General features: G+C 54.3%; 22 protein-coding genes. 9 read left to right on the top strand and 13 right to left on the bottom strand.

Annotation, left to right across the window (positions count from 1 at the left end):
- Positions 1-30: 30 nt before the first annotated feature.
- The 4 genes from ABT56_RS09350 to ABT56_RS09365 form a co-directional block, all read right to left on the bottom strand.
- Positions 31-486: a DoxX family protein gene (locus ABT56_RS09350; protein WP_053062428.1), complete on the bottom strand. Its 456-nt coding sequence runs from the start codon at positions 484-486 to the stop codon at positions 31-33.
- A 178-nt stretch (positions 487-664) separates the two neighbouring features.
- Complete coding sequence (locus ABT56_RS09355; protein WP_047878616.1) at positions 665-1,801, bottom strand: glycerate kinase; 1,137 nt, start codon at positions 1,799-1,801, stop codon at positions 665-667.
- A 12-nt stretch (positions 1,802-1,813) separates the two neighbouring features.
- On the bottom strand, positions 1,814-3,079 hold the full coding sequence (locus ABT56_RS09360; protein WP_047878617.1) for a GntP family permease: 1,266 nt from the start codon (positions 3,077-3,079) through the stop codon (positions 1,814-1,816).
- A 147-nt stretch (positions 3,080-3,226) separates the two neighbouring features.
- On the bottom strand, positions 3,227-4,363 hold the full coding sequence (locus ABT56_RS09365; RefSeq protein WP_047878618.1) for a sugar diacid recognition domain-containing protein: 1,137 nt from the start codon (positions 4,361-4,363) through the stop codon (positions 3,227-3,229).
- 107 nt (positions 4,364-4,470) lie between these two features.
- Between ABT56_RS09365 and ABT56_RS09370 the strand changes: the two genes are divergently transcribed.
- The 6 genes from ABT56_RS09370 (at position 4,471) to ABT56_RS09395 (ending at position 10,648) form a co-directional block, all read left to right on the top strand.
- A complete protein-coding gene (locus tag ABT56_RS09370) occupies positions 4,471-4,839 on the top strand; it encodes a YacL family protein (protein WP_047878619.1) in 369 nt (122 codons plus the stop codon).
- Between the two features lie 204 nt (positions 4,840-5,043).
- A complete protein-coding gene (gene glnK, locus ABT56_RS09375; RefSeq protein WP_047878620.1) occupies positions 5,044-5,382 on the top strand; it encodes a P-II family nitrogen regulator in 339 nt (112 codons plus the stop codon).
- Between the two features lie 25 nt (positions 5,383-5,407).
- Complete coding sequence (locus ABT56_RS09380) at positions 5,408-6,637, top strand: ammonium transporter (protein WP_047878621.1); 1,230 nt, start codon at positions 5,408-5,410, stop codon at positions 6,635-6,637.
- A gap of 164 nt (positions 6,638-6,801) precedes the next feature.
- Complete coding sequence (locus ABT56_RS09385) at positions 6,802-7,815, top strand: Fe(3+) ABC transporter substrate-binding protein (protein ID WP_047878622.1); 1,014 nt, start codon at positions 6,802-6,804, stop codon at positions 7,813-7,815.
- Positions 7,816-7,985: 170 nt separating this feature from the next.
- The gene (locus ABT56_RS09390) at positions 7,986-9,614 is read left to right on the top strand and encodes an ABC transporter permease (RefSeq protein WP_047878623.1); all 1,629 of its coding nucleotides are present in this window, start codon (positions 7,986-7,988) and stop codon (positions 9,612-9,614) included.
- On the top strand, positions 9,614-10,648 hold the full coding sequence (locus tag ABT56_RS09395; RefSeq protein ID WP_047878624.1) for an ABC transporter ATP-binding protein: 1,035 nt from the start codon (positions 9,614-9,616) through the stop codon (positions 10,646-10,648). The genes ABT56_RS09390 and ABT56_RS09395 overlap by 1 nt, the downstream gene beginning before the upstream one ends.
- A gap of 84 nt (positions 10,649-10,732) precedes the next feature.
- On the opposite strand, the gene ABT56_RS09400 is transcribed toward ABT56_RS09395, so the two are convergent.
- A complete protein-coding gene (locus ABT56_RS09400; RefSeq protein WP_047878625.1) occupies positions 10,733-11,320 on the bottom strand; it encodes a TetR/AcrR family transcriptional regulator in 588 nt (195 codons plus the stop codon).
- Between the two features lie 220 nt (positions 11,321-11,540).
- On the opposite strand from ABT56_RS09400, the gene hpt reads away from it, so the two are divergent.
- Positions 11,541-12,074 (top strand): hypoxanthine phosphoribosyltransferase, encoded by a 534-nt coding sequence (hpt, locus tag ABT56_RS09405; protein ID WP_047878626.1) that lies wholly within the window; start codon positions 11,541-11,543, stop codon positions 12,072-12,074.
- Between the two features lie 66 nt (positions 12,075-12,140).
- Here hpt and can read toward each other — a convergent pair whose 3' ends face one another.
- The gene (gene can, locus ABT56_RS09410) at positions 12,141-12,797 is read right to left on the bottom strand and encodes a carbonate dehydratase (RefSeq protein WP_047878627.1); all 657 of its coding nucleotides are present in this window, start codon (positions 12,795-12,797) and stop codon (positions 12,141-12,143) included.
- A 196-nt stretch (positions 12,798-12,993) separates the two neighbouring features.
- Here can and ABT56_RS09415 point away from each other — a divergent pair, with 196 nt between their 5' ends.
- Positions 12,994-13,923 carry an ABC transporter ATP-binding protein gene (locus tag ABT56_RS09415; RefSeq protein ID WP_047878628.1) on the top strand — a complete coding sequence of 310 codons (930 nt, stop codon included), beginning with the start codon at positions 12,994-12,996 and terminating at the stop codon, positions 13,921-13,923.
- Positions 13,920-14,690, top strand: coding sequence for an ABC transporter permease (locus ABT56_RS09420; RefSeq protein WP_047878629.1), 771 nt, complete (start codon positions 13,920-13,922; stop codon positions 14,688-14,690). Before ABT56_RS09415 ends, ABT56_RS09420 begins: the two co-directional genes overlap by 4 nt.
- Before the next feature lie 90 nt (positions 14,691-14,780).
- Here ABT56_RS09420 and panC read toward each other — a convergent pair whose 3' ends face one another.
- The 7 genes from panC to sfsA all read right to left on the bottom strand — a co-directional run bounded on the left by panC (position 14,781) and on the right by sfsA (position 20,721).
- Positions 14,781-15,656, bottom strand: a complete 876-nt coding sequence (gene panC / locus ABT56_RS09425; protein WP_047878630.1) for a pantoate--beta-alanine ligase — start codon at positions 15,654-15,656, stop codon at positions 14,781-14,783.
- 9 nt (positions 15,657-15,665) lie between these two features.
- Positions 15,666-16,460 carry a 3-methyl-2-oxobutanoate hydroxymethyltransferase gene (panB, locus tag ABT56_RS09430; protein WP_047878631.1) on the bottom strand — a complete coding sequence of 265 codons (795 nt, stop codon included), beginning with the start codon at positions 16,458-16,460 and terminating at the stop codon, positions 15,666-15,668.
- Between the two features lie 30 nt (positions 16,461-16,490).
- Positions 16,491-16,976, bottom strand: coding sequence for a 2-amino-4-hydroxy-6-hydroxymethyldihydropteridine diphosphokinase (gene folK, locus ABT56_RS09435; protein WP_047878632.1), 486 nt, complete (start codon positions 16,974-16,976; stop codon positions 16,491-16,493).
- Positions 16,973-18,346 carry a polynucleotide adenylyltransferase PcnB gene (pcnB, locus tag ABT56_RS09440; protein ID WP_047878633.1) on the bottom strand — a complete coding sequence of 458 codons (1,374 nt, stop codon included), beginning with the start codon at positions 18,344-18,346 and terminating at the stop codon, positions 16,973-16,975. Before pcnB ends, folK begins: the two co-directional genes overlap by 4 nt.
- A gap of 121 nt (positions 18,347-18,467) precedes the next feature.
- Positions 18,468-19,358, bottom strand: a complete 891-nt coding sequence (gene gluQRS, locus ABT56_RS09445; protein ID WP_047878634.1) for a tRNA glutamyl-Q(34) synthetase GluQRS — start codon at positions 19,356-19,358, stop codon at positions 18,468-18,470.
- Positions 19,359-19,429: 71 nt separating this feature from the next.
- Positions 19,430-19,879, bottom strand: a complete 450-nt coding sequence (gene dksA / locus ABT56_RS09450) for an RNA polymerase-binding protein DksA (RefSeq protein WP_047878635.1) — start codon at positions 19,877-19,879, stop codon at positions 19,430-19,432.
- Positions 19,880-20,016: 137 nt separating this feature from the next.
- Positions 20,017-20,721, bottom strand: a complete 705-nt coding sequence (gene sfsA, locus ABT56_RS09455) for a DNA/RNA nuclease SfsA (RefSeq protein ID WP_047878636.1) — start codon at positions 20,719-20,721, stop codon at positions 20,017-20,019.
- Positions 20,722-20,727: the final 6 nt, after the last annotated feature.

The following is a 20,727-nucleotide window of genomic DNA, read 5'->3' on the forward strand; positions in this document are numbered from 1 at the left end:
AAAAACGCCTCCTCGGAGGCGTTTTCTTTTTTAGGCGGTTTGCAGGGCCGGTTTGGTTTTGCTGCGTTTGGCCAGCCAGTAGTGCGAGGCGCTGAGTCGGCCTCCACCTTGAATCAGTAAGGTGAGGTAGAGCATGGCATAGAGGAACATTGGCTCGGCGCTGGTCCAGCCTGTCGTGGTGCTGGTGGTATAGGTGGCCACTGTCATGGTAAGCAGCAGGATCAGGGCGAACAGGCGGGTTAGCATACCTGCCAAAATGGCCAGTGAAGCCATGATTTCGATGAGTATAACGATGACAAGGCTGGCGCTCGTGCCGATACCGAGCGGGTCGGCAAAGGTCGGGGCCAGATCACCGAACTGGAAAATTTTGCCGATGCCGTGGGCCAGCATCGCACCGCCGGTTGCCAGGCGTAGTAACAGAAGCAGGATATCATCGAGACGGTGGGCATTGTTGCGGCCCGAGAGAAAAGCGAGAAATCTATCCATAAGCCATATCCTTCTGAATGGGAAGAGTGGAGTGTGTTCCCATTAGACTACGGTTGTGGTTAGCCTGTGCTGAATATCGGCAATGGGAATACGGTTTTGTGATGGCGGTAACAGCGGTGGGGGCAGATGCAAAAGGCAGGTTGGGCACCTGCCTTTTTTGACTTGATGGGGACGGTAATTAGCGTCGGCCGACAGTGACCATGGCGGCGATATTGCGGGCGGTCATCTGGAGGTTGAAAGCGGCCTCGTCTAATGCTTCGGGCAACGTCATCGCGCGGGGCACGACACTGAAGACAGCATCGATACCGTGGTCGTAAACGGCATCGCAGTCGGCAGCCAGACAGCCGGCAATACCGATCACCGGCAAGTGGAATTTCTTCGCGGTACGGGCAACCCCAATCGGGGTCTTGCCGTGAATAGTCTGGCTATCAATACGGCCTTCACCGGTGATCACCAGATCGGCATCAGCAACGATATCGGTTAGGTTGACCGCATCCATCACGATCTCGATCCCCGGGCGCAGGCTGGCATTTAGCAGGCCAAGCAGGGCCGCGCCCATTCCACCAGCCGCACCGGCACCGGCCATCTCTTTCACATCGCGCCCGAGCTGGGCTTTGATGATCGCAGCATAGTGGGCGAGGTTGGCGTCAAGCTGCGCGACCATCTCCGGCGTTGCCCCTTTTTGCGGGCCGAACACCTGCGAGGCTCCTTTCGGGCCGCATAGCGGGTTGTCGACGTCGCAAGCCACTTCCAGTCTGACCGTGGCAAGGCGCGGGTCGAGCCCCGCCATATCGATGCTGGCAATCCGGCTTAGAGCCTCACCGCCGAAACCGACCACTTCGCCATTTGTATCAAGCAGGCGGATCCCAAGGGCTTGGGCCATACCGATCCCGCCGTCATTGGTTGCGCTGCCGCCGATCCCTACGATGATATGCTCGACCCCCTTGTCCAGTGCGGCCTTGATTAGCTCGCCGGTGCCGAAGGTGGTGGTCTTGAGCGGGTTGCGTTGCGCCGGGCTGACAAGGTGCAGGCCTGAGGCCGCGGCCATCTCGATCACCGCCGTACGACCGTCACCCAGCAGGCCGTAGAAGCCGTCAACCTGCTCGCCAAGCGGGCCGGTGACCGGGTGGTTGATAATCGTGCCACCGGTGGCATCCACCAGCGACTGGACGGTGCCCTCGCCGCCGTCGGCCATCGGGAGCTTGTGGTAGTCGGCATCGGGCAATACTTCGCGGAAGCCAGCTTCGATTGCCGTGGCAACTTCCATCGCCGTTAAACTTTCTTTGTATGAATCAGGAGCAATAACAATTTTCATGGCTGGGATTCCTTAAACGAACAGACCGAAAACACCGAAGATAAGGGTTGAAACAATGGCGATCATAAGGCCGACTGCTGACTCGTAAGGGATCAGCTTGAGGCGCTCTTGCATGTCCATGTGGACGGCACCGCCGGTGGCATGGAAGAAGCTGCCGTGCGGCATGTGGTCGAGCACCGTCGCACCGGCATGGATCATCGCCGCGCCGGCAAGAGCTGGTACACCCAACTCGAGAATCGTATGGCTGAAGACACTTGCAGCCACGGCCGTGCCAGCGGTTGTCGAGGCAGTGGCCAGTGACATCAGTGCACCGGAGATTGGTGCCAGCAGGTAAGACGGCAGGCCGGAGGCGGTCAGCACATCGATCAGGCCGCTCTTGAGGCCGGAGTTGGCAATGATGCCGGCAAGGGTACCTGTACCGAGCAGCATGACGGCAACCGGAGCCATGCGGGTTAGGCCGGAGACGGCAAAGTGGTTGCTGTCACGGAAGCGTCCCATTACGACGGCACCGATCAGGCCGCCAAGGGGCAGGGCGATCAGCGGGTCGACATTGAGTCCTGCGATTGGGCGCAGGGCCAGCAGGGCAATCGCGACCAGCGGGGCGACGATGGCGGCACCAAATGTCGGCAGGCGGCTGTGGTCTACGGTAACGACTTCGTGCTGCTGGACCTTGCTGCCGCGGTTGACCAGTTTCTTGGCGATGAAGTAGGCGAAGACCATACCGCATAGCCCAGGGATCACGCCTGCTGCCATCACGGAGGTCAGCGGGACGTTGAAGGCATCGGCTGCGGCAATGGCATTCGGGTTCGGCGACATCACGTTGCCCGCCTTGCCGCCGCCGACCATGGCCAGCAGGATCGCCATCTTGGAGAGGTCGGCACGATGGGCAATGGCCAGCGCGATAGGCGCGACGGTGATCACCGCCACATCGACGAATACGCCGACAGCGGTCAGGATCATGGTGGCGACGGCCAGTGCCAGCAGGGCACGGGTCTCGCCGACTTTCTTGACGATGGTTTCGGCAATGGTTGTCGCCGCGCCGGACTCAATCAGCACCCCGGCCAGAACGCCGGCAGCGAGGATACGCAGCACGGCTGTGACGATGCCCTGAGCGCCGCCGATCATCAGGTTGACGGTATCGGTCAGCGAGACGCCGCCGACAATACCGCCGACAAGGGCGCCAATGATCATGCCGTAGGCAGGCGGGACTTTTTTCAAAATGAGGCTAATGGCCACAATCAGGGCGGCAAGGGCGCCGAGGGTTGAGACTTCTACCATTGCTGTATTCCATGTCAGAGAAAGCGAGAATGCGTTGTTGCGCTGGACTTTACGCGGCAGGGCAGTTTTTAGCTTTAGGCGAGGTGACGAAAATGCATCACCTCAGACGTGTTTATTTGTGCGGATGCACAAATTGAGTTTTTTTGATCAGCCGCAGATGGCGAGGTAGAGACGTGTTTTATCACTTATGTTGTTGAAACTTAATAGGGTTTCTTGCTCTATTCGCTCAAGGCGATAGCGCAGGGTATTGCGGTGGATGTGGAGGGCTTCGCAGGTTTGAGCCAAATCACAATTCTGGGCAAAAAATACTTCAAGGGTCCGTAGCAGTGTTCCGCGGGGGTCATTGGCCCGGAGCAAATGCAGGGGCTGCATCAGCTGCTCGTAGCGCCAGCGGTCCTGTTTGAGGCTGCTAAGCAGGACCGGCAGGATGTGGTCTTGGTAGAACAGAACCGTCTCGCCGGAGCGATCCGACTCCAGGGTTGCTTGGGCTGTGAGGTAGGATCGTGATAGTCCCTGCAGGCCGGGAAAGTATTCGCCGAGTGCGATTCGGATCGTGAACTGGCTCTCCTTGGCGACCCGGCGCAGGAGCTTGTCGAGGCGCTTTCTCTCGACCTCTTTGGACCAACTGTCACCGCTCAGGGATATTGGCTTGAGGACCACGATTTCATTCATCGAGACCGAGGCGATCCCCACCAGGTTGTCGCGCTCTGGGTATTCGAGCAGATGGACCATGCGCTGGAGGTGTTCGAGCGAGAGGTTTTCCCCTGCCGATGGCAACACCTTGACGATGGCGGCAATGCGGGGCTGGGAGAGATCCAGTGCCAGTTTCTGGGCTATCGACAGCAGCTGGTTCTCGTTGAGCTCGCTGCCGCGGATCAGCTGGAGGACCAGTTCCTCGCGGTGGCGCTTGTTCCACTGGACTTGTGCCATCAGTGCTTCTTGCTCGACGATGAGTTCGGCGGTCATCTTCACCAGCTCACCGTAGTTGCGCACTTGTTCGGGCTCGCCGGAAATTCCCACCACACCGATGGCTTGGTCGCGGAACAGGATCGGCAGGTTGATGCCCGGTTTGACCCCTTTGAGCTGGAGGGCGGTGGCAGGATCGATCTCGACCACCCGGTTGTCGTTGAGGGCAAGGATCGCTCCCTCGTGGCGCTGGTTGAGGCGGGAAGGGTCGCCGGACCCGATAATCCTGCCGTATTCGTCCATGACATTGACCGAATGCCGGATGATCTTCATGGCCCGCTCGACGATTTGGCGGGCAATGGTGGCGTTGAGTTGCATTTCTGTGTCAGATCCTGAAAATGTGCGCACCGTGAGCGCATGCTGGGGCGTGGTCAAAGTGTATCACTCTCCGCACGCTTGTCATTGATGGCGTGTAAGGGGCCGCTATGGATTACGATTTTAAGAAGAACACATTAGATGGCAGTTATCATGCTGTCTTTTCAATGGGCCACGAGGTCTTGGGACGCTGGTTGGTGGAAGTGGCGGGTAAGGACTTTGCGCTGATGGATACGGTGATGTCCCAGCTTGGTGCACTCAAGAACAGCACTCAAGAATGGCGGATGGTGGGCGACGAGCTGACGCTTACCCTGCAGGACAATGAAGTGGTTGTTCAGGCTAACTATCTGTTTTCAGAAGATGATACCGAACTTGAAGACAACATGGATTTTTATGACGAGGAAGCCATCGCCGTCTGTGGGTTTGAGGATTTTGCTCAGGTGCTCGATGCCTGGCGGGCGTTTGTCACGCGTTTTTAATCGGCTTGGATAGGGGGATGCCCCATAAAGGCACGGAATGCCTGTTTATAGTGAAAAGGCCGCACCAATATGGTGCGGCCTTTTTTGTTGGTGGTATAGGGATATCATTAACCTAATGATAATTAAGAGAATAAAAAGTTGGCACGGTGCTTGTTTGTTAATTAATTGTGATTAAGAGGGAATGCAGTTTGTGAGGAGCAGCGAATGAAACTAATTAACGCAATTATCAAGCCATTCAAGTTAGACGATGTACGCGAAGCACTGGCCGATGTCGGGGTCGAGGGAATGACGGTGACCGAAGTGAAAGGCTTCGGCCGCCAGAAGGGCCATACCGAGCTGTACCGTGGGGCCGAGTATCAGGTTGATTTCCTACCCAAGGTGAAACTGGAGATCGCCACCCAGTCCGACAACCTCGATGCCATCATCGACGCGATTTCCAAAGCGGCCCAGACCGGCAAGATCGGCGATGGCAAGATATTCGTCTACGACCTTGACCATGCCGTGCGGATCCGTACTGGCGAAGTAGATATGGAAGCACTGTAAGTATTAGGAGACAGGGGACAAAGCTATGGAATTGACAACAACCGTTACAGAGTTGCGCTATGCACTCGACACCTTTTTCTTTTTGCTGTCAGGGGCACTGGTAATGTGGATGGCCGCGGGGTTCGCGATGCTTGAAGCCGGGCTGGTCCGCTCGAAAAACACCACAGAGATCCTGACCAAGAACATCTGTTTGTATGCCATTGCCTGTACCATGTACCTGATCGTGGGCTACAACATCATGTATGTCGATAACGGCGAGGGCGGATGGCTGCCTTCTATCGGGATGTTGATAGGTACCCAGGCTGAGGGGGCTGACCACTCGCTGGAGTCCGACTTCTTCTTCCAGGTGGTCTTTGTCGCGACGGCAATGTCGGTGGTATCCGGTGCCGTGGCAGAGCGCATGAAGCTGGCTTCATTCCTTATCTTCTCGGTGGTGCTGACCGCGTTTATCTATCCGGTGGAAGGGTATTGGACATGGGGCGGCGGCTTCCTTTCTGAAGCGGGCTTTAGCGACTTTGCCGGCTCGGGGATTGTGCATATGGCCGGTGCGGCGGCGGCGCTTGCAGGTGTTCTGATGCTGGGTGCCCGTAAGGGGAAATACGGCAAGAACGGTGAAATCTACCCAATCCCGGGCTCAAACATGCCATTGGCGACACTGGGTACTTTCATCCTGTGGTTTGGCTGGTTCGGCTTTAACGGCGGCTCGCAGCTGATGGTGTCTGACTTTGAGAACGCGACAGCTGTCGGTCAGATCTTCCTTAACACCAATGCGGCTGCTGCGGCAGGTGCGATTGCGGCGCTGGCTGTGTGCAAGACAACGTGGGGCAAGGCGGATCTGACGATGATCCTCAACGGTGCCTTGGCCGGCCTGGTTGCCATTACCGCCGACCCGCTGTCACCATCGCCATTGGCAGCTGTTGGTATCGGTGTGATTGCCGGTGCTCTGGTGGTCTTCAGTATTGTCGGCTTGGATAAAATTAAGATTGATGATCCGGTCGGTGCGATTTCAGTCCACGGTGTGTGCGGTATCTTCGGCCTGATGGTCGTGCCGTTTAGCAATGCAGATGCCACCTTTGGGGCCCAGTTGCTAGGGGCTGTGGTTATCTTCGGCTGGGTATTTGGTGCAAGTCTGGCGGTATGGGCGGTGCTGAAGTACACCGTAGGTATTCGCGTAACCGAAGAGGAAGAGCTGGCGGGCATGGACCTTCACGATTGCGGTATCGATGCCTACCCTGAGTTTGTTAGTGTGAAATAAGTAACATATATTTAAATCACATCTTTTGAAAAAAGCGTCCGCGAGGATGCTTTTTTTTTGTTTGTATTTGTTACAAGCCATTGCGTTATGAGTGGGCTACATTATAATCATTCGCTATTGAGAAACATTATCATTACATTTATCGTTACGTTAAGGGATCACCTATGAAGAAGCTGTTGGCGACTGCTATTTTGGCCGGATTGGCTGCCCCACAGGCTGCGATGGCTGCGGAAGAAGTGAATGTTTATTCTTACCGCCAGCCTTTCCTTGTTGAGCCGATGTTCAAGGAATTTACCGCGGAAACCGGTATCAAGGTTAATGTGAAGTTTGCCAAAAAAGGATTGGCTGAGAAGCTGGAGCAAGAAGGCAAGTACAGCCCGGCAGATGTGATCCTGACAACCGATATCAGCCGTTTGGTTGAACTGTCTGACAAGCAGTTGGTGCAGCCTGTCGATAGCAAGGTGATTGATAGCAATATTCCAGCTCAGTTCCGCGATAACGAGGACGAGTGGTTCGCCCTGACCCTGCGCAGTCGTAACGTGTATTCTTCCCGCGATCGTGTTGGCAAGTTGCCGGCCGATTTCGATTACAGCGATCTGGCCAAGCCCGAATGGAAAGGCAAGATCTGTACTCGTTCAGGCAAGCACCCATATAACATTTCGCTGGTGTCGTCGATGATTGCCCATTATGGCGAAGCCGAAACCAAAACATGGCTAGAAGGCGTGAAGGCCAATCTTGCGCGCAAGCCTCAGGGTAATGACCGTGCACAAGTCAAAGCCGTAAAGGAAGGCCTGTGTGATCTGGCCATCGGCAACAGCTACTACCTTGGCAAGATGGTCAATGACGACAAGCAGAAGTCTTGGGCGGAAGCGGTATACATCAACTTCCCGGGTCAGGAAAACTTCGGTACGCACGTTAACGTGAGTGGCATGGCGATGGCCAAATATGCTCCGAATAAAGATAACGCACAGAAATTGATGGAGTTCTTGACCGGCGAACAGGCGCAGCAAATGTACGCGGAGGTCAACTATGAGTACCCGGTAAAAGAAGGCGTGAAGCGTTCAGCGCTGGTGGCATCATGGGGTGACTTCAAAGCTGACGATCTGTCTTTGGATAAAGTGGCACAGTACCACAGCACCGCAATTAAGCTGCTGGATGAAGTAAAGTTTGATCTGTAGTTTGTTACAAAAAATGGGGCATAACGCCCCGTTTTTTGCTTAGAGCGACGTATTTTTTCCAATAAGCTGTGGTAGTTTCAGCGCCCCGCTGAAAGGCTGATCCTCCTGCCCGTGCAGGCCGGATATCGCAATGGCACTGCTTGATTGCAAAAGGTACTAAGTTGTAAGCAATGAAAGAAAAATATTATTTTTGGCAGGCCAGTAGTTGGGGATTATCCCTCCTGCTGGTTTTGCCTATTCTGGCTATCTTCCATAAGGCATCCGGCGAAACGGACGATGTCTTTACCCACTTGATGGCGACGGTGATGCCGACGTATGCCGGCAATACCGTATTGCTGGTGGTCGGGACTTTGGTGCTGTCATTGCTGTTTGGCTTGCCGTCAGCCTGGATCATGGCAATGTGCAAGATCCCTGGCGAGAAAGTATTACAGTGGGCCCTGGTGCTGCCGTTGGCGATGCCCGGCTATATCATTGGTTATATCTATACAGACTGGTTTGACTATGCCGGTCCTGTTCAGGTTGCCTTGCGTGATGTATTTGGCTGGCAGAGCATTCATGATTATTGGTTTCCGGATATCCGCTCGCTTGGCGGGGCCTGCATGGTACTGGCGTTAGTGCTTTATCCTTATGTTTACCTGCTGGCCCGGGCCGCGTTCATGGAGCAGAGTACCAGTCTGCTCCAGTCAGCCCGCCTGCTGCGCTGCTCACCGTGGGAGAGTTTCCGTCGTATCTCGCTGCCTCTTGCTAGGCCGTCAATCGCCGTTGCCCTGTCGCTGGTGGCCATGGAAACCCTAGGGGATTACGGTACTGTCAGCTATTTTGCCGTAAATACCATGACGACGGCCGTCTATGATACTTGGCTTGGCTATTCCAGCTTGACGGCGGCTGCCAAGATCTCCGCGCTTATGCTGTTGGCTATTTTCCTGCTGCTCAGTGCCGAGCGTTTCAGCCGCCGCCGCCAGAAGTTGTTCCAACAACAGTTTGAGCATGGCGATGATGTGCGCTACCTGCTGGCCGGCCCGAAGAAATGGTTTGCGGTGGCGTGGTGTTGGGTGCTGGTTTGCTTCGCTTTCCTGTTTCCGCTTTTCCAGCTGGGTTACTACGCGTTTCATTATTTTGCCGAGAGTTGGACCAGTGAGTTTCAGCTCTATAGCCTAAATAGCCTCAGAGTCGCGTTGGTTACGGCGGTGGTTTCTGTCGCATTGGCACTGGCGGTAAATTTTTATCGCCGTCTTGATGACCGACGGGCGACGGTGGTGCCGATTCGTATTTCGTCAATGGGTTACGCCGTGCCGGGTACGGTATTGGCAATCGGGGTGATGATCTCACTTGGCTGGGCCGATCACCTGCTCAATGATATCACGCTGGCTCTAGGGCTGGGCAGCCCTGGTCTGGTGTTCTCCGGGAGCATGTTTGCCCTTATCTTTGCCTTTGTTGTTCGGTTTGCTGCGGTGGCCATCGGCAGCGTAGAGAGCAGCCTTGCTAAAATCCCACCGTCGTTGGATATGGCCTCTAAAACAATGGGGTACGCCTCGTTTCAGATGCTGCGCAGGGTACACCTGCCGCTGATCCGCCGTGGTTGCCTGATTGCCGGGTTGCTGGTGTTCATTGAGTCGATGAAAGAGCTCAATGCCGCTTTACTATTGCGGCCGTTCAACTTCGAGACCCTGGCAACTTATGTTTTTAACTTTGCCTCTGACGAGCAGCTTGAGCTAGCAGCATTGCCTGCGATCCTGCTGGTCTTCGTCGGCCTGATCCCCTTGGTGATGGTTAACCGATCATTGGAGCAGAAACACTGATGAGCCATGCATTATCTATCAAGAACCTGACTTGTAAGTACAATGGTCAGGCGATACTGGAAAACTTGTCGCTGCCGGTCAGGGACAATGAGATCGTTTGTTTGCTCGGGGCGAGCGGCTGTGGCAAAACCACCTTGCTCAAGGCTATTGCCGGGCTGCTGCCGCTTGAAAGCGGCGATATTATGATCAACGAGCGGGTGATTGCCGACGCGCAGACTTGGCTCCCGCCGGAGCTGCGAAATATCGGGATGATCTTCCAAGATTATGCTTTGTTTCCGCATTTGACCGTGGCCGAGAATATTGCCTTCGGCCTGCGCGGCTGGGACAAGGAGCGAGTTGCGGCCAAAGTGGCCGAGATGCTGGTGCTGGTCCACCTTGAAGGGTTGGATGATCGCTACCCGCACCAGTTATCGGGCGGTCAGCAGCAACGGGTTGCGATAGCGCGGGCACTGGCCAGCGAGCCGGATCTGATTTTGCTCGACGAGCCGTTCTCGAACATCGATACCCAAGTTCGCCACGGTTTGATCAAGGAAATTCGCCGGATCTTCAAGGCGCAGGGGGTGACGGCCATTTTTGTCACCCATAGCCGCGAAGAGGCGTTTGCCTTCGCGGATCGAATGGCGGTGATGAACAACGGGGTGATTGAGCAATTTGGTACAGCCACCGAGCTTTATTACCGTCCGAGCAGCCGCTTTGTCGCTGAGTTCCTCGGGACTGGCTCATATCTTCCGGTGACCGTAGAGCGGGACCATATGCTGTCGACGCCGCTGGGGGCATTTGATATCCATGAAACTCCGGCCGCCACGGGAGAAGTGGAATGGCTGCTGCGCCCGCAGAACCTCAGGGTGATCCCCGATGCCGATGGAGAAGGCGAGATCATCGAACAGCTTTTCATGGGAGACAGCTGCCGTTATTCGGTCGCCTTCCAGCAACATACCTTACTGGTGCATTCGCATCAGATCCTGACGGTAGGCGAGAAGGTGAGGATAGAAGTCGAGCCCCATGAGCCGGTTGTTTTTGCCATTGCCAGTTAGGGCTCGCGGGTAGTGCCTGCGTTAAGGCCGAAGGGATAAAAGCAAAAGGCCGGCAATGAGCCGGCCTTTTTATTGGCGGTGATGCTAGGAAAGCAAGGTGCCGATAAGGGTATCGGCCTGAGCCTGCATCTCTTCTTTGTTCGGATTGATGTTGGTCTGCAAGTAGAGCACGTAGCAAAGCCCCTGGAATTGCCAAGCACGCTCTTGGCCAGAGAGGGCTCCCGATAGACCCGCGTTGTCAAACTGCTCGGTAATGTAAGTAAAGTGCTTCTTGTTCTTGTTGATGAAATGCGGCCAGATTTCATCACGTACCGAGGTACTCCACTCGAACCATACTTTGACCCAGTCTTTGTCTTCGATAACCTCGTCGATTAGGCGATAGCAGATTTGGGTCAGCTGCTCTTTGAAGCTGGTCTCGTTGTTGAGGTTTTCGGTAAGCATTAGCCTGAATTGCTCTTCAATTTCGTTAAGCACCTGTTCGACTAGGGCTTCACGCGTTGGAAAATAATTGAAGACGGTCGCGACAGAGACATTGGCCATTTCAGCAATATCAGCATGCCCGGCACGGCCGATACCACGTCGTGCGAAGACATCAATGGCAAAATCAAGCAGTTGTTCTTTGCGTTTTTCAGGCGACAGGCGAGTCCTTGTTTTCTTTAGGATCGTATCCATTGATCATTTCCCTAGCTCAGTAATTTTTTTGGTTATGTTTTGTCCATACCCGCCAACTTTACAGGAGCAGTCTACTGTATTCAATCGAGTTTTAAGCAATGTGTGTCATATAATTGACATGTTCGATTAAATAACTATTACTTGATAGGGATGTTAGAATAAGACTCCATTTACCGTTGGCCGACAGGCGGCTGGTGTAGTCGTTCTGGTGGAGAGAGAGATGAAGCACACAATCGAAGTAATGATTTCTGAGCAGGATGTTCAGGCGCGTATCAAAGAGCTAGGGAAGCAAATTACCGAGCATTACAATGGTTCGGAAAATCTGGTCATGGTTGGCCTGCTCCGTGGCTCGTTTGTTTTCATGGCAGACCTTGCCCGCGCCATAGATCTTCCGCACGAAGTCGATTTCATGACAGCATCCAGCTATGGCAATACGATGGCAAGCAGCCGTGATGTACGCATCCTGAAAGATCTGGATGACGACATCAAGGGCAAGGATGTGCTGTTGGTCGAAGACATTATCGACACAGGTAACACCCTTAACAAGGTGCGTGAAATCCTGTCTCTTCGTGAGCCGAATTCGATTCGAATCTGTACTTTGCTCGATAAGCCAGAGCGTCGTGAAGTTGAAGTGGATGTAGAGTGGGTTGGTTTTGAAATCCCAGACGAGTTCGTAGTGGGTGTCGGTATTGATTATGCTCAGAAATACCGTCACCTGCCATATATCGGCAAAGTAGTGCCTATTGAAGGCTAATAGCTCCGAGAAAAAAGCGACTGTATTACAGTCGCTTTTTGTTATCTGGGGTGGCAGCCGAGTGTCTTACTCTGCTTCTTTCGGAAGGATCTGCGCCATCGCGGCCTGATAGGCTACCTCAAGGCTCTCGCGGCTGGTTGCCGTAACGCCGAGATCGCTCAGTACCCCATCATTGATCCCGTAGATCCAGCCGTGAATTTTGATTTTTTGGCCTCGTTCCCAAGCATTTTGCATGATGGTGGAGTTGCCGAGGTTGTAGACCTGGCTCGCGACATTGATCTCGCAGAGCTTGTCATCCCATTGTTCGCGGGGAAGCTGGCCGAGATCAGAGCGGTGCTTCATGAACAGATCACGAATGTGTAGTAGCCAGTTGTTGATCAAGCCTAGCTGCGGGTTTTCAATAGCGGCCGTGACACCGCCGCAGCCGTAATGGCCGCAGATGATGATGTGGCGGACTTTGAGTACGTCAACGGCATACTGAACGACCGAGAGGCAATTTAAGTCTGTGTGGATCACCTGATTGGCGACGTTGCGGTGGACGAACAGTTCGCCGGAGTCGAGCCCGGTAAGACGTTCTGCCGGAACCCGGCTGTCGGCACAGCCGATCCAGAGGTATTCTGGGTGTTGGGCTTTGGCCAGGTGGGCGAAGAATTCCGGTTTTTCCTCTTTGATGTTTTCGGCCCAGGATTGGTTGTTTGCGAATAGCTGCTTGATATCTGCCATGATAATGCCTTTGTTTGATACAGTCTTATTCCTAGCTGGGAGAGTATCCGCTGCCAGGGCTGAACAATTTACATATTTATCCGTACTGGATCGCAGGGCGGATAGATATGCAAACCGGATTACTATACACAAGCTTGTCAGCTAGCAAATCGGATCTCTACCTGCCGACAAATCAATAACATTAAGATCGCATTTTATGAACGCATTGGAAATAAAAAACTTAAACAAAACCTACAAAGGCGGCGTGAATGCACTGAAAAGTGTGAGCCTTTGTGTTAAAGAAGGGGATTTTTTTGCGCTACTGGGGCCCAATGGTGCCGGGAAATCCACCACTATCGGGATTATCAGCTCGCTGGTGAATAAAACCTCGGGGGAGGTAAAGGTCTTTGGCTACGATCTTGATAGCCAGAAGGTGCTGGCCAAGCAGCAGCTCGGCTTGGTGCCGCAAGAGTTCAATTTCAACCAGTTTGAGACGGTTGAGCAGATCGTCGTGAACCAGGCGGGGTTCTATGGGGTCGAGAGGCCGCTGGCCAAGGAGCGCGCCAAGAAATACTTGTCTCAGCTGGATCTTTGGGAGAAGCGCAACGAGCGGGCCCGTAACTTGTCGGGGGGGATGAAGCGCCGTCTGATGATCGCCCGGGCCTTGATGCACGAACCCAAGTTGCTGATCCTCGATGAGCCTACTGCCGGGGTGGATATTGAGCTGCGTCGATCAATGTGGGAGTTCCTGCGTGAGATCAACCGCCAGGGGGTGACGATTATCCTGACGACTCACTATCTTGAAGAAGCCGAGATGCTGTGCCGCAACATCGGCATTATCAGTAAGGGCCAGCTGATCGAAAACACCTCGATGAAGAGCCTGCTGGGCAAGCTTGAAGTCGAGAGCTTTATCCTCGATATCAACCTCAACGGCAATACGCCGCGCCTTGAGGGGGTCAACTGGAAATTGCCCGACAACCACACGCTGGAGATCGACATCAACAAGGGCGAGAGCCTGAACCGGGTGTTTGTCCAGCTCAGCGAGCAGGGCATTGATGTGGTGTCGATGCGCAACAAGGCCAACCGGCTTGAGGAACTGTTTGTGACCTTAGTGGGCAACAGCAAGAAAACAGGAGGCGAGGCATGAACCGCTTGTATTGGATCGCGTTTAAGAGCCTGATCACCAAGGAAGTGAATCGTTTCGCCCGGATCTGGGTTCAGACAATGGTACCGCCAGCGATTACCATGACGCTCTATTTCATCATATTCGGTAGCCTGATCGGCAGCCGGATCGGTGAGATGGGTGGGTTTAGCTATATGGAATATATCGTACCCGGCCTTATTATGATGTCGGTGATCACCAACTCGTACTCCAATGTCGCATCATCATTTTTCAGTGCCAAGTTCCAGCACAATATCGAGGAGCTGCTGGTTGCCCCTGTGCCTAACCATATTATCATTGCCGGCTATGTCGGCGGCGGGGTGTTGCGTGGCCTTGGGGTTGGCTTGATTGTTTCGGTGGTGTCGCTGCTGTTCGTTGACTTGCAGATTGCCCATTTGGGGATAGTGGTCGCCACGGTGTTGATGACGTCGGTGGTCTTTTCGCTTGGCGGCCTGATCAATGCTATTTTTGCCCGGACATTCGATGATATCAGCATTATCCCGACTTTTGTCCTGACGCCGCTGACTTACTTGGGCGGGGTGTTTTACTCGCTCAGCCTGTTGCCGGAAGTGTGGCAGGCAGTTTCCAAGCTCAACCCGATTGTGTACATGGTCAATGCATTTCGCTATGGATTTCTCGGGGTATCCGATGTGGGGATCGGCACGTCGTTTGCGGTGCTAGGTCTGTTTACCGCGATCTTGTATGGGATCTGCTATACCCTGATCTCGCGTGGTATTGGCCTGCGTTCCTAGCGATAGCCTTGCCATACCGGTGGGCAGCTTGGTCATCAACAAAAAAATCCCGGCATTGGCCGGGATTTTTATGGGAGCTGGGAGTTGCGATTACTCTTCGCTGTTATTTGACGCTGGCGCCAGTTCGACAATCTGGTTATCGATCAGGCGAGCCTTGCCGAGAAATACCGACATAAGGATCACCGCTTGCTGGGTGCCCTCGTCGATAGGCTGCAGGTTGGCTGCATCACGGATGTAGATTTCGTCTGGCTGCAGGCCGGCGGCACGTAGCTGGTCGCTGGCATCGACGACAAGTTCAGCATAGTCGTTGCGGCCTCCGCGCATTTGGCTGCTGATCCAACGCATGGTTCGGGCCAGCACCGGTGCGCGCTGGCGCTCGTCAACGGTTAGATAGCCATTGCGCGAGCTCATCGCTAGACCGTCCATCTCTCGGACTGTCGGTACGCCGATAATCTCGATGTCCATCGCCATATCAGCCACCATCTGGCGGATCAATGCCAGCTGTTGGAAGTCTTTTTCGCCGAAACAGGCCACATCCGGCTGAACGATATTGAACAGCTTGGTTACCACGGTAGAGACGCCACGGAAGTGACTTGGGCGCAGGGCACCCTCTAGCATGGTGGATAGACCCGGGACGTCAACCGCTGTCTGGCGATCCAGCCCTGCCGGGTACATGACTTCCGGTGTCGGGGTGAAAACCAGATCAACACCTTCGGTGTTCAGTTTGGCGAGATCCTCATCCATGGTTCGTGGGTAGTTGTTGAGGTCATCGGCCTTGTCGAACTGCATCGGGTTGACAAAAATGCTGACTACAACCACATCAGCCTGCTCGCGAGCCTTGCGAACTAGGGTCAGGTGGCCTTCGTGCAGGTTGCCCATGGTCGGGACAAAGGCAATCCGGCGGCCTTCACGGCGCCAGGTGCGTACTTGTTCACGAATAGGGGCAATCTCGGCGAATGTTTGCATCTTTATTCCTTATTCAAAGGTATGTTCCGGGCCCGGGAATATCCCGGCCTCGACATCTTCTAAGTATTTGGTCACGGCAGCGCGCATCTCGCCGGTTTCCGCCAAGTAATTCTTGGAAAAACGCGGGATGTAGTTGGCTGAAATGCCGAACATGTCATGCATCACCAGAATTTGCCCGTCGGTCGCATTCCCTGCGCCGATACCGATAACCGGTACCTCGACGGCCTTGGTGATTCGTTCGGCCAAACTGGCCGGAACGCATTCCAGCAAAATGATTTGTGCGCCGGCATTTTTAAGCAGAATAGCATCTTTTACCATTTGCTCAGCGTGGTCGGAATCACGTCCTTGCACTTTATAGCCGCCAAAAATATTTACTGACTGAGGTGTCAGGCCCAAGTGGGCGCAGACGGGTACCGCGCGCTCGGTCAGTTTGGTGACGGTTTCCGCCAACCAGGCACCGCCTTCGAGCTTGACCATGTTGGCCCCGGCGCGCATCAGCACGGCGGCGTTCTCACAGGCTTGCTCTGGGGTGCTATAGCTCATAAATGGCATGTCGGCCATCAAGAGCGAATTTGGGCTACCGGCCCGTACACAACGGGTATGGTAGGCAATGTCATCAATGCTGACCGGCAGGGTATCGGGTTTCCCTTGCAGTACCATGCCGAGTGAGTCGCCAACGAGCATGACAGGCATGTCTTGCTGTTCGAAAAGTTGGGCAAAACTGGCATCGTAGGCAGTCACTGACGCGAACTTACGACCTTCTTTCTTCCATTTCATCAGGTCGTTGATGGTGATCTTTTTCATCTTTTCTCCCTTTAAGCGTTGAGCCTGTATTCAGACGTTCCAGACAGCCAAGCCGTTTCTGTCCACGCTGGCAAGCAGCGTTTTCAGCGGGGTGTTGTCCGGCAGCACCAGATCGGGTGCAATTTCTGCGAGTGGGTAGAGTACGAACTCGCGAATATTCATTCCATAATGCGGCACGGTCAGGCGGTCGCAGTGGTGTACCAGCGAGCCGTAGAGCACGATATCGAGGTCCAGGGTACGAGGCCCCCAGCGCTCGGCCTTGCGCACGCGGCCGTGCAGTTGCTCAATTGACTGGGTGCAGTCAAGCAACGCCAGCGGCGATAAGTCGGTATCGACCGCCACCACGGCATTGATATAGTCCGGCTGGTCCTGTGGGCCCATCGGGGTGCTGCTGTAGAGCGATGATACCGCCACGACCTCAAGATCCGGCTGGTCGCGAAGGGCCTTTATAGCACTGTTGGCCTGGGCGACGGGATCGCCCAGGTTACTGCCGATAGCGATATAGGCTCGGGTCATGATGATTTGGCCTGCGGCTTCTTGCGGCGGGCTGGACGGCGGCGGCGGCGTGATGTGGCCGACGAACCGTTGTTGTTAAAGTCAATCACCATTTTGTTGCGGTGGTTGCGGTCACCGTGCTGGAAGCTCTCCCACCATTGGGCCAGCTCGGCAACATCTTTGCCTTCGAATTTGCCTCGGATTTCGAGGAAGTCGAAGGCCGCTCGGAACTTCGGATGCTCCATCATCTTGAATGCGCGCTTGCCACTGCGGCGGCTAAAGCGCATTTGCTGCTGCCAAATGTCACGGACCGTATTGGTATGGCGGCGTGGGATGGCGATGCTCTTAACCTGTTCATCCAGTAGGTCATTGGCAGCTACCATGAACGCATCATAGTAAGACAGGCCGCTGGCAAACGAGATTTCCTCGGCTCGGATAGTCGCCGGATACCACAGCATAGCCGCAAACATGAACGCAGGGTTGATCCGCTTTCCTTCTGCAACGCGCTTGTCTGTTGCATCAAGGATGTGCTCAAGCATTTTTTCTGTCTGGCTGCTCTGATCTTCGGTGAAGTGGTCAGACAGCAGCGGGAACAGTTGCTGGAACAGGTTGTATTCGCGCAGTAGCTTGTAGGTGGCAAGGCCGTTGCCCGATTGCAGCAGCTTCAGGCTTTCTTCGAACAGACGGGCGGCCGGGATATCAAGCAGCAAGGTCGATAGACGCTTGATTGGCTCGGCGGTGCTGGCCTCGATCTCCATATCCAGCTTGGCGGCGAAGCGCACAGCGCGCAGCATTCGAACCGGGTCTTCGCGGTAGCGGGTTTCCGGATCGCCGATCAGGCGGATAATACGGTTCTCGAGGTCGTCTACGCCATTGACGTAGTCGGCAATCGAAAAGTCCTGAATGTTGTAATACAGGGCATTGATGGTGAAGTCGCGGCGTTCTGCGTCTTCTTCGATACTGCCGTAGACGTTGTCACGCAGCAGCATCCCTTCTTGGCTCTGGGCCGAGATATTGTTTTTCTTGTCCTGTGGACTAGGCTTGGCATCGGAGTGGTGGCCTCGGAAGGTCGCCACTTCGATGACATCACGGCCGAACAAGATATGGGCCAGGCGAAAACGGCGTCCGATCAGGCGACAGTTGCGAAACAGCTGCTTGATTTCTTCCGGTGTCGCATTGGTGGCGATATCGAAGTCTTTTGGTTGTTTGTCCAACAGGAGATCACGAACCCCTCCGCCGACCAAATAGGCGTCAAAACCTGCTTTGTTCAGGCGATAAAGGACCTTCAGCGCGTTTTCGCTGATATCTTTACGTGAAATGCCGTGCTCTTGGCGTTGATAGATTTGCAAGGCCTGTTCCCCGCTATCGAGATTACTACTATTTCGATTCAATATGTTACGGCAAAAGCTGGCGACTCGATTAAAGATAATACACCTCATGAATGTGATTCGGATTCAACAAACAGCCGCATATCATATATCACGGCGAGGATTTTGAGAATGCCGTACTGGGTTACAGCTCGGTTTCGAGGGTGATTGCGGTTGTTTTTGGCAACTTTTCCAGCTGCCAGTTTTCGCCGCCCCAGCGAAGAATCTCTGCTAGAGACGATGCCATCAGGTCATCATCCGGTCTCATCCCCAAAAATCGCATCGCAGCCAGCAGGGCCGGTTTGGGGTGCTGCTTGTCGATGGCCGGGGCATGGTTCTGCTTAGATAGCTTGTTGCCGTTTGTTGTTACCGCAAGGGGCAGGTGGACATAGCTGACCTCCTGCTGGCCTAGCTGGCGGTAAAGGCTGATCTGGCGGCCGGTTGGCTCGATCAGATCGGCACCGCGTACGACTTCTGTGACACCCTGTTCGATATCATCGAGCACGACCGCGAGGTTGTAGGCGAAGAGCCCGTCCCGGCGGCGGATGATGAAATCTTCTTCCGCTAAGGCTCGCGGGATGGCGATTTGGCCATGGAGCTGGTCTGTAAAAGCGGTGACCGGCTGGGTCATACGTAGTCGGATGGCACTGTCGGCAGCAGGCAACTGCTGGTCTCGGCAGGTGCCTGGATAGAAACCGCCAGCCTCTTTAATTTGCTTACGGCTACATCGGCAATAGTAGGCCTGGCCTTGGCTCAGCCATGTGTCGATTTGGCCTTGGTAGACCGGGTGGCGCTGGCTTTGGTAGATCACCGTGCCGTCCCAGTGCAGCCCGTAGGCCTCAAGTGTACGCAGGATGTCATCGGCGGCACCCGGCATTTCCCGAGGCGGGTCGAGGTCTTCCATGCGGACCAGCCACTGGCCCTGCTGGGAGCGGGCTTGCAGGTAGCTGCCGAGGGCGGCGACCAGCGAGCCGAAATGCAGCGGGCCCGACGGTGAGGGCGCAAAGCGTCCGATATAATCTGTCTTTGTAGTCATAAGCAAATCACTGAAATGAAAGAGGGAGCCAACGCTCCCTCTTCATAGAATGGTAGGTATACCCTAGGGTATTAACCTGCCATTTGTTTTTCTTTGATCTCTGCCAGTGTCTTGCAGTCAATACATAGTTCTGCAGTAGGGCGAGCTTCTAGGCGGCGGATACCGATTTCGATACCGCAAGAGTCACAGAAGCCGAAATCGTCATCTTCGATACGTTGAAGAGTCTTCTCGATTTTCTTGATTAGCTTGCGCTCGCGGTCGCGGTTGCGCAGTTCTAGGCTGAACTCTTCTTCCTGGGCTGCTCGGTCAACCGGATCAGGGAAGTTCGAAGCTTCATCCTGCATATGGTTGACAGTTCGGCCAACTTCTTCGCGTAATTGGTTACGCCAAGCGCCAAGAATTTTGCGAAAATGGTTAAGCTGCGCTTCACCCATATACTCTTCGCCGGCTTGTTCTTGGTATGGCTCAACCTCAGCAATAGCCAGGATGCCCAGCGATTTTTTTACTTTGCTCTCTGGCATATAGCATCTCCTAATATACCTGTATAACCGTCACTGGTTAATTTGGGGCGGTATCTATAGCAGAAAGGGTCTGGTGTGGCAATCGCTGCATATATTCAATTTTATACCAATGTGAAGAAACCATCACTTTGGTCGTGCTACTGGTTGAAATTTATGCGTCGCTCAAGATAGATATCATACTGTGTCAATACCGCTTTGTAACACAGGATTTCTACGCCGGCCTTTTCTGCTTCTTGGATTAATGAAAAATAGTCCGGGTCTATATGGTGGGCCACAGAAACATTTTCAATCCCTGAATGCAAAATTGCGAAAAAAAGTATGGCACGGTTTCCGCTTTGTGCCATGTCTATTAATTCCCTCAGGTGCTTTTGCCCCCGAGTGGTCACCGCGTCGGGGAAATAGCCCCGATCCTCTTCCAGCAACGTGACGCTTTTCACTTCAATATAGCAGTCAGGTTTCCCTTCTGCCTGCAGCAAGATATCTATCCTGCTGTTTTCTTTACCATACTTCACTTCTGTACGGAGGGAAGAATAGCCACTTAATTCTGTGACAGTATCGCGATTTATTGCTTCCGCGACTAACCGGTTTGCCTGCACGGTATTGACGCAAATAGTGTGTCCCTGTGCAGTTTCCGCCAGTTCCCAGCTGCAGGGGTATTTGCGCTTGGGGTTGTCGGACGTCGAGTACCAGACGGTGTTGCCCGGCTCGGCGCAGCCCGTCATAGCGCCGGTATTGGCGCAATGGATGGTGGTGACGGAGCCATCGGGCAATGTGACGTCGGCCAGAAAGCGTTTGTAGCGTTTGATCAGGGTTGCCTGTTGCAGCGGCGGGGAAAATTTCATCTTTCT

It is taken from the genome of Photobacterium aquae (assembly GCF_001029445.1).
Taxonomy (GTDB): Bacteria; Pseudomonadota; Gammaproteobacteria; order Enterobacterales; family Vibrionaceae; genus Photobacterium; species Photobacterium aquae.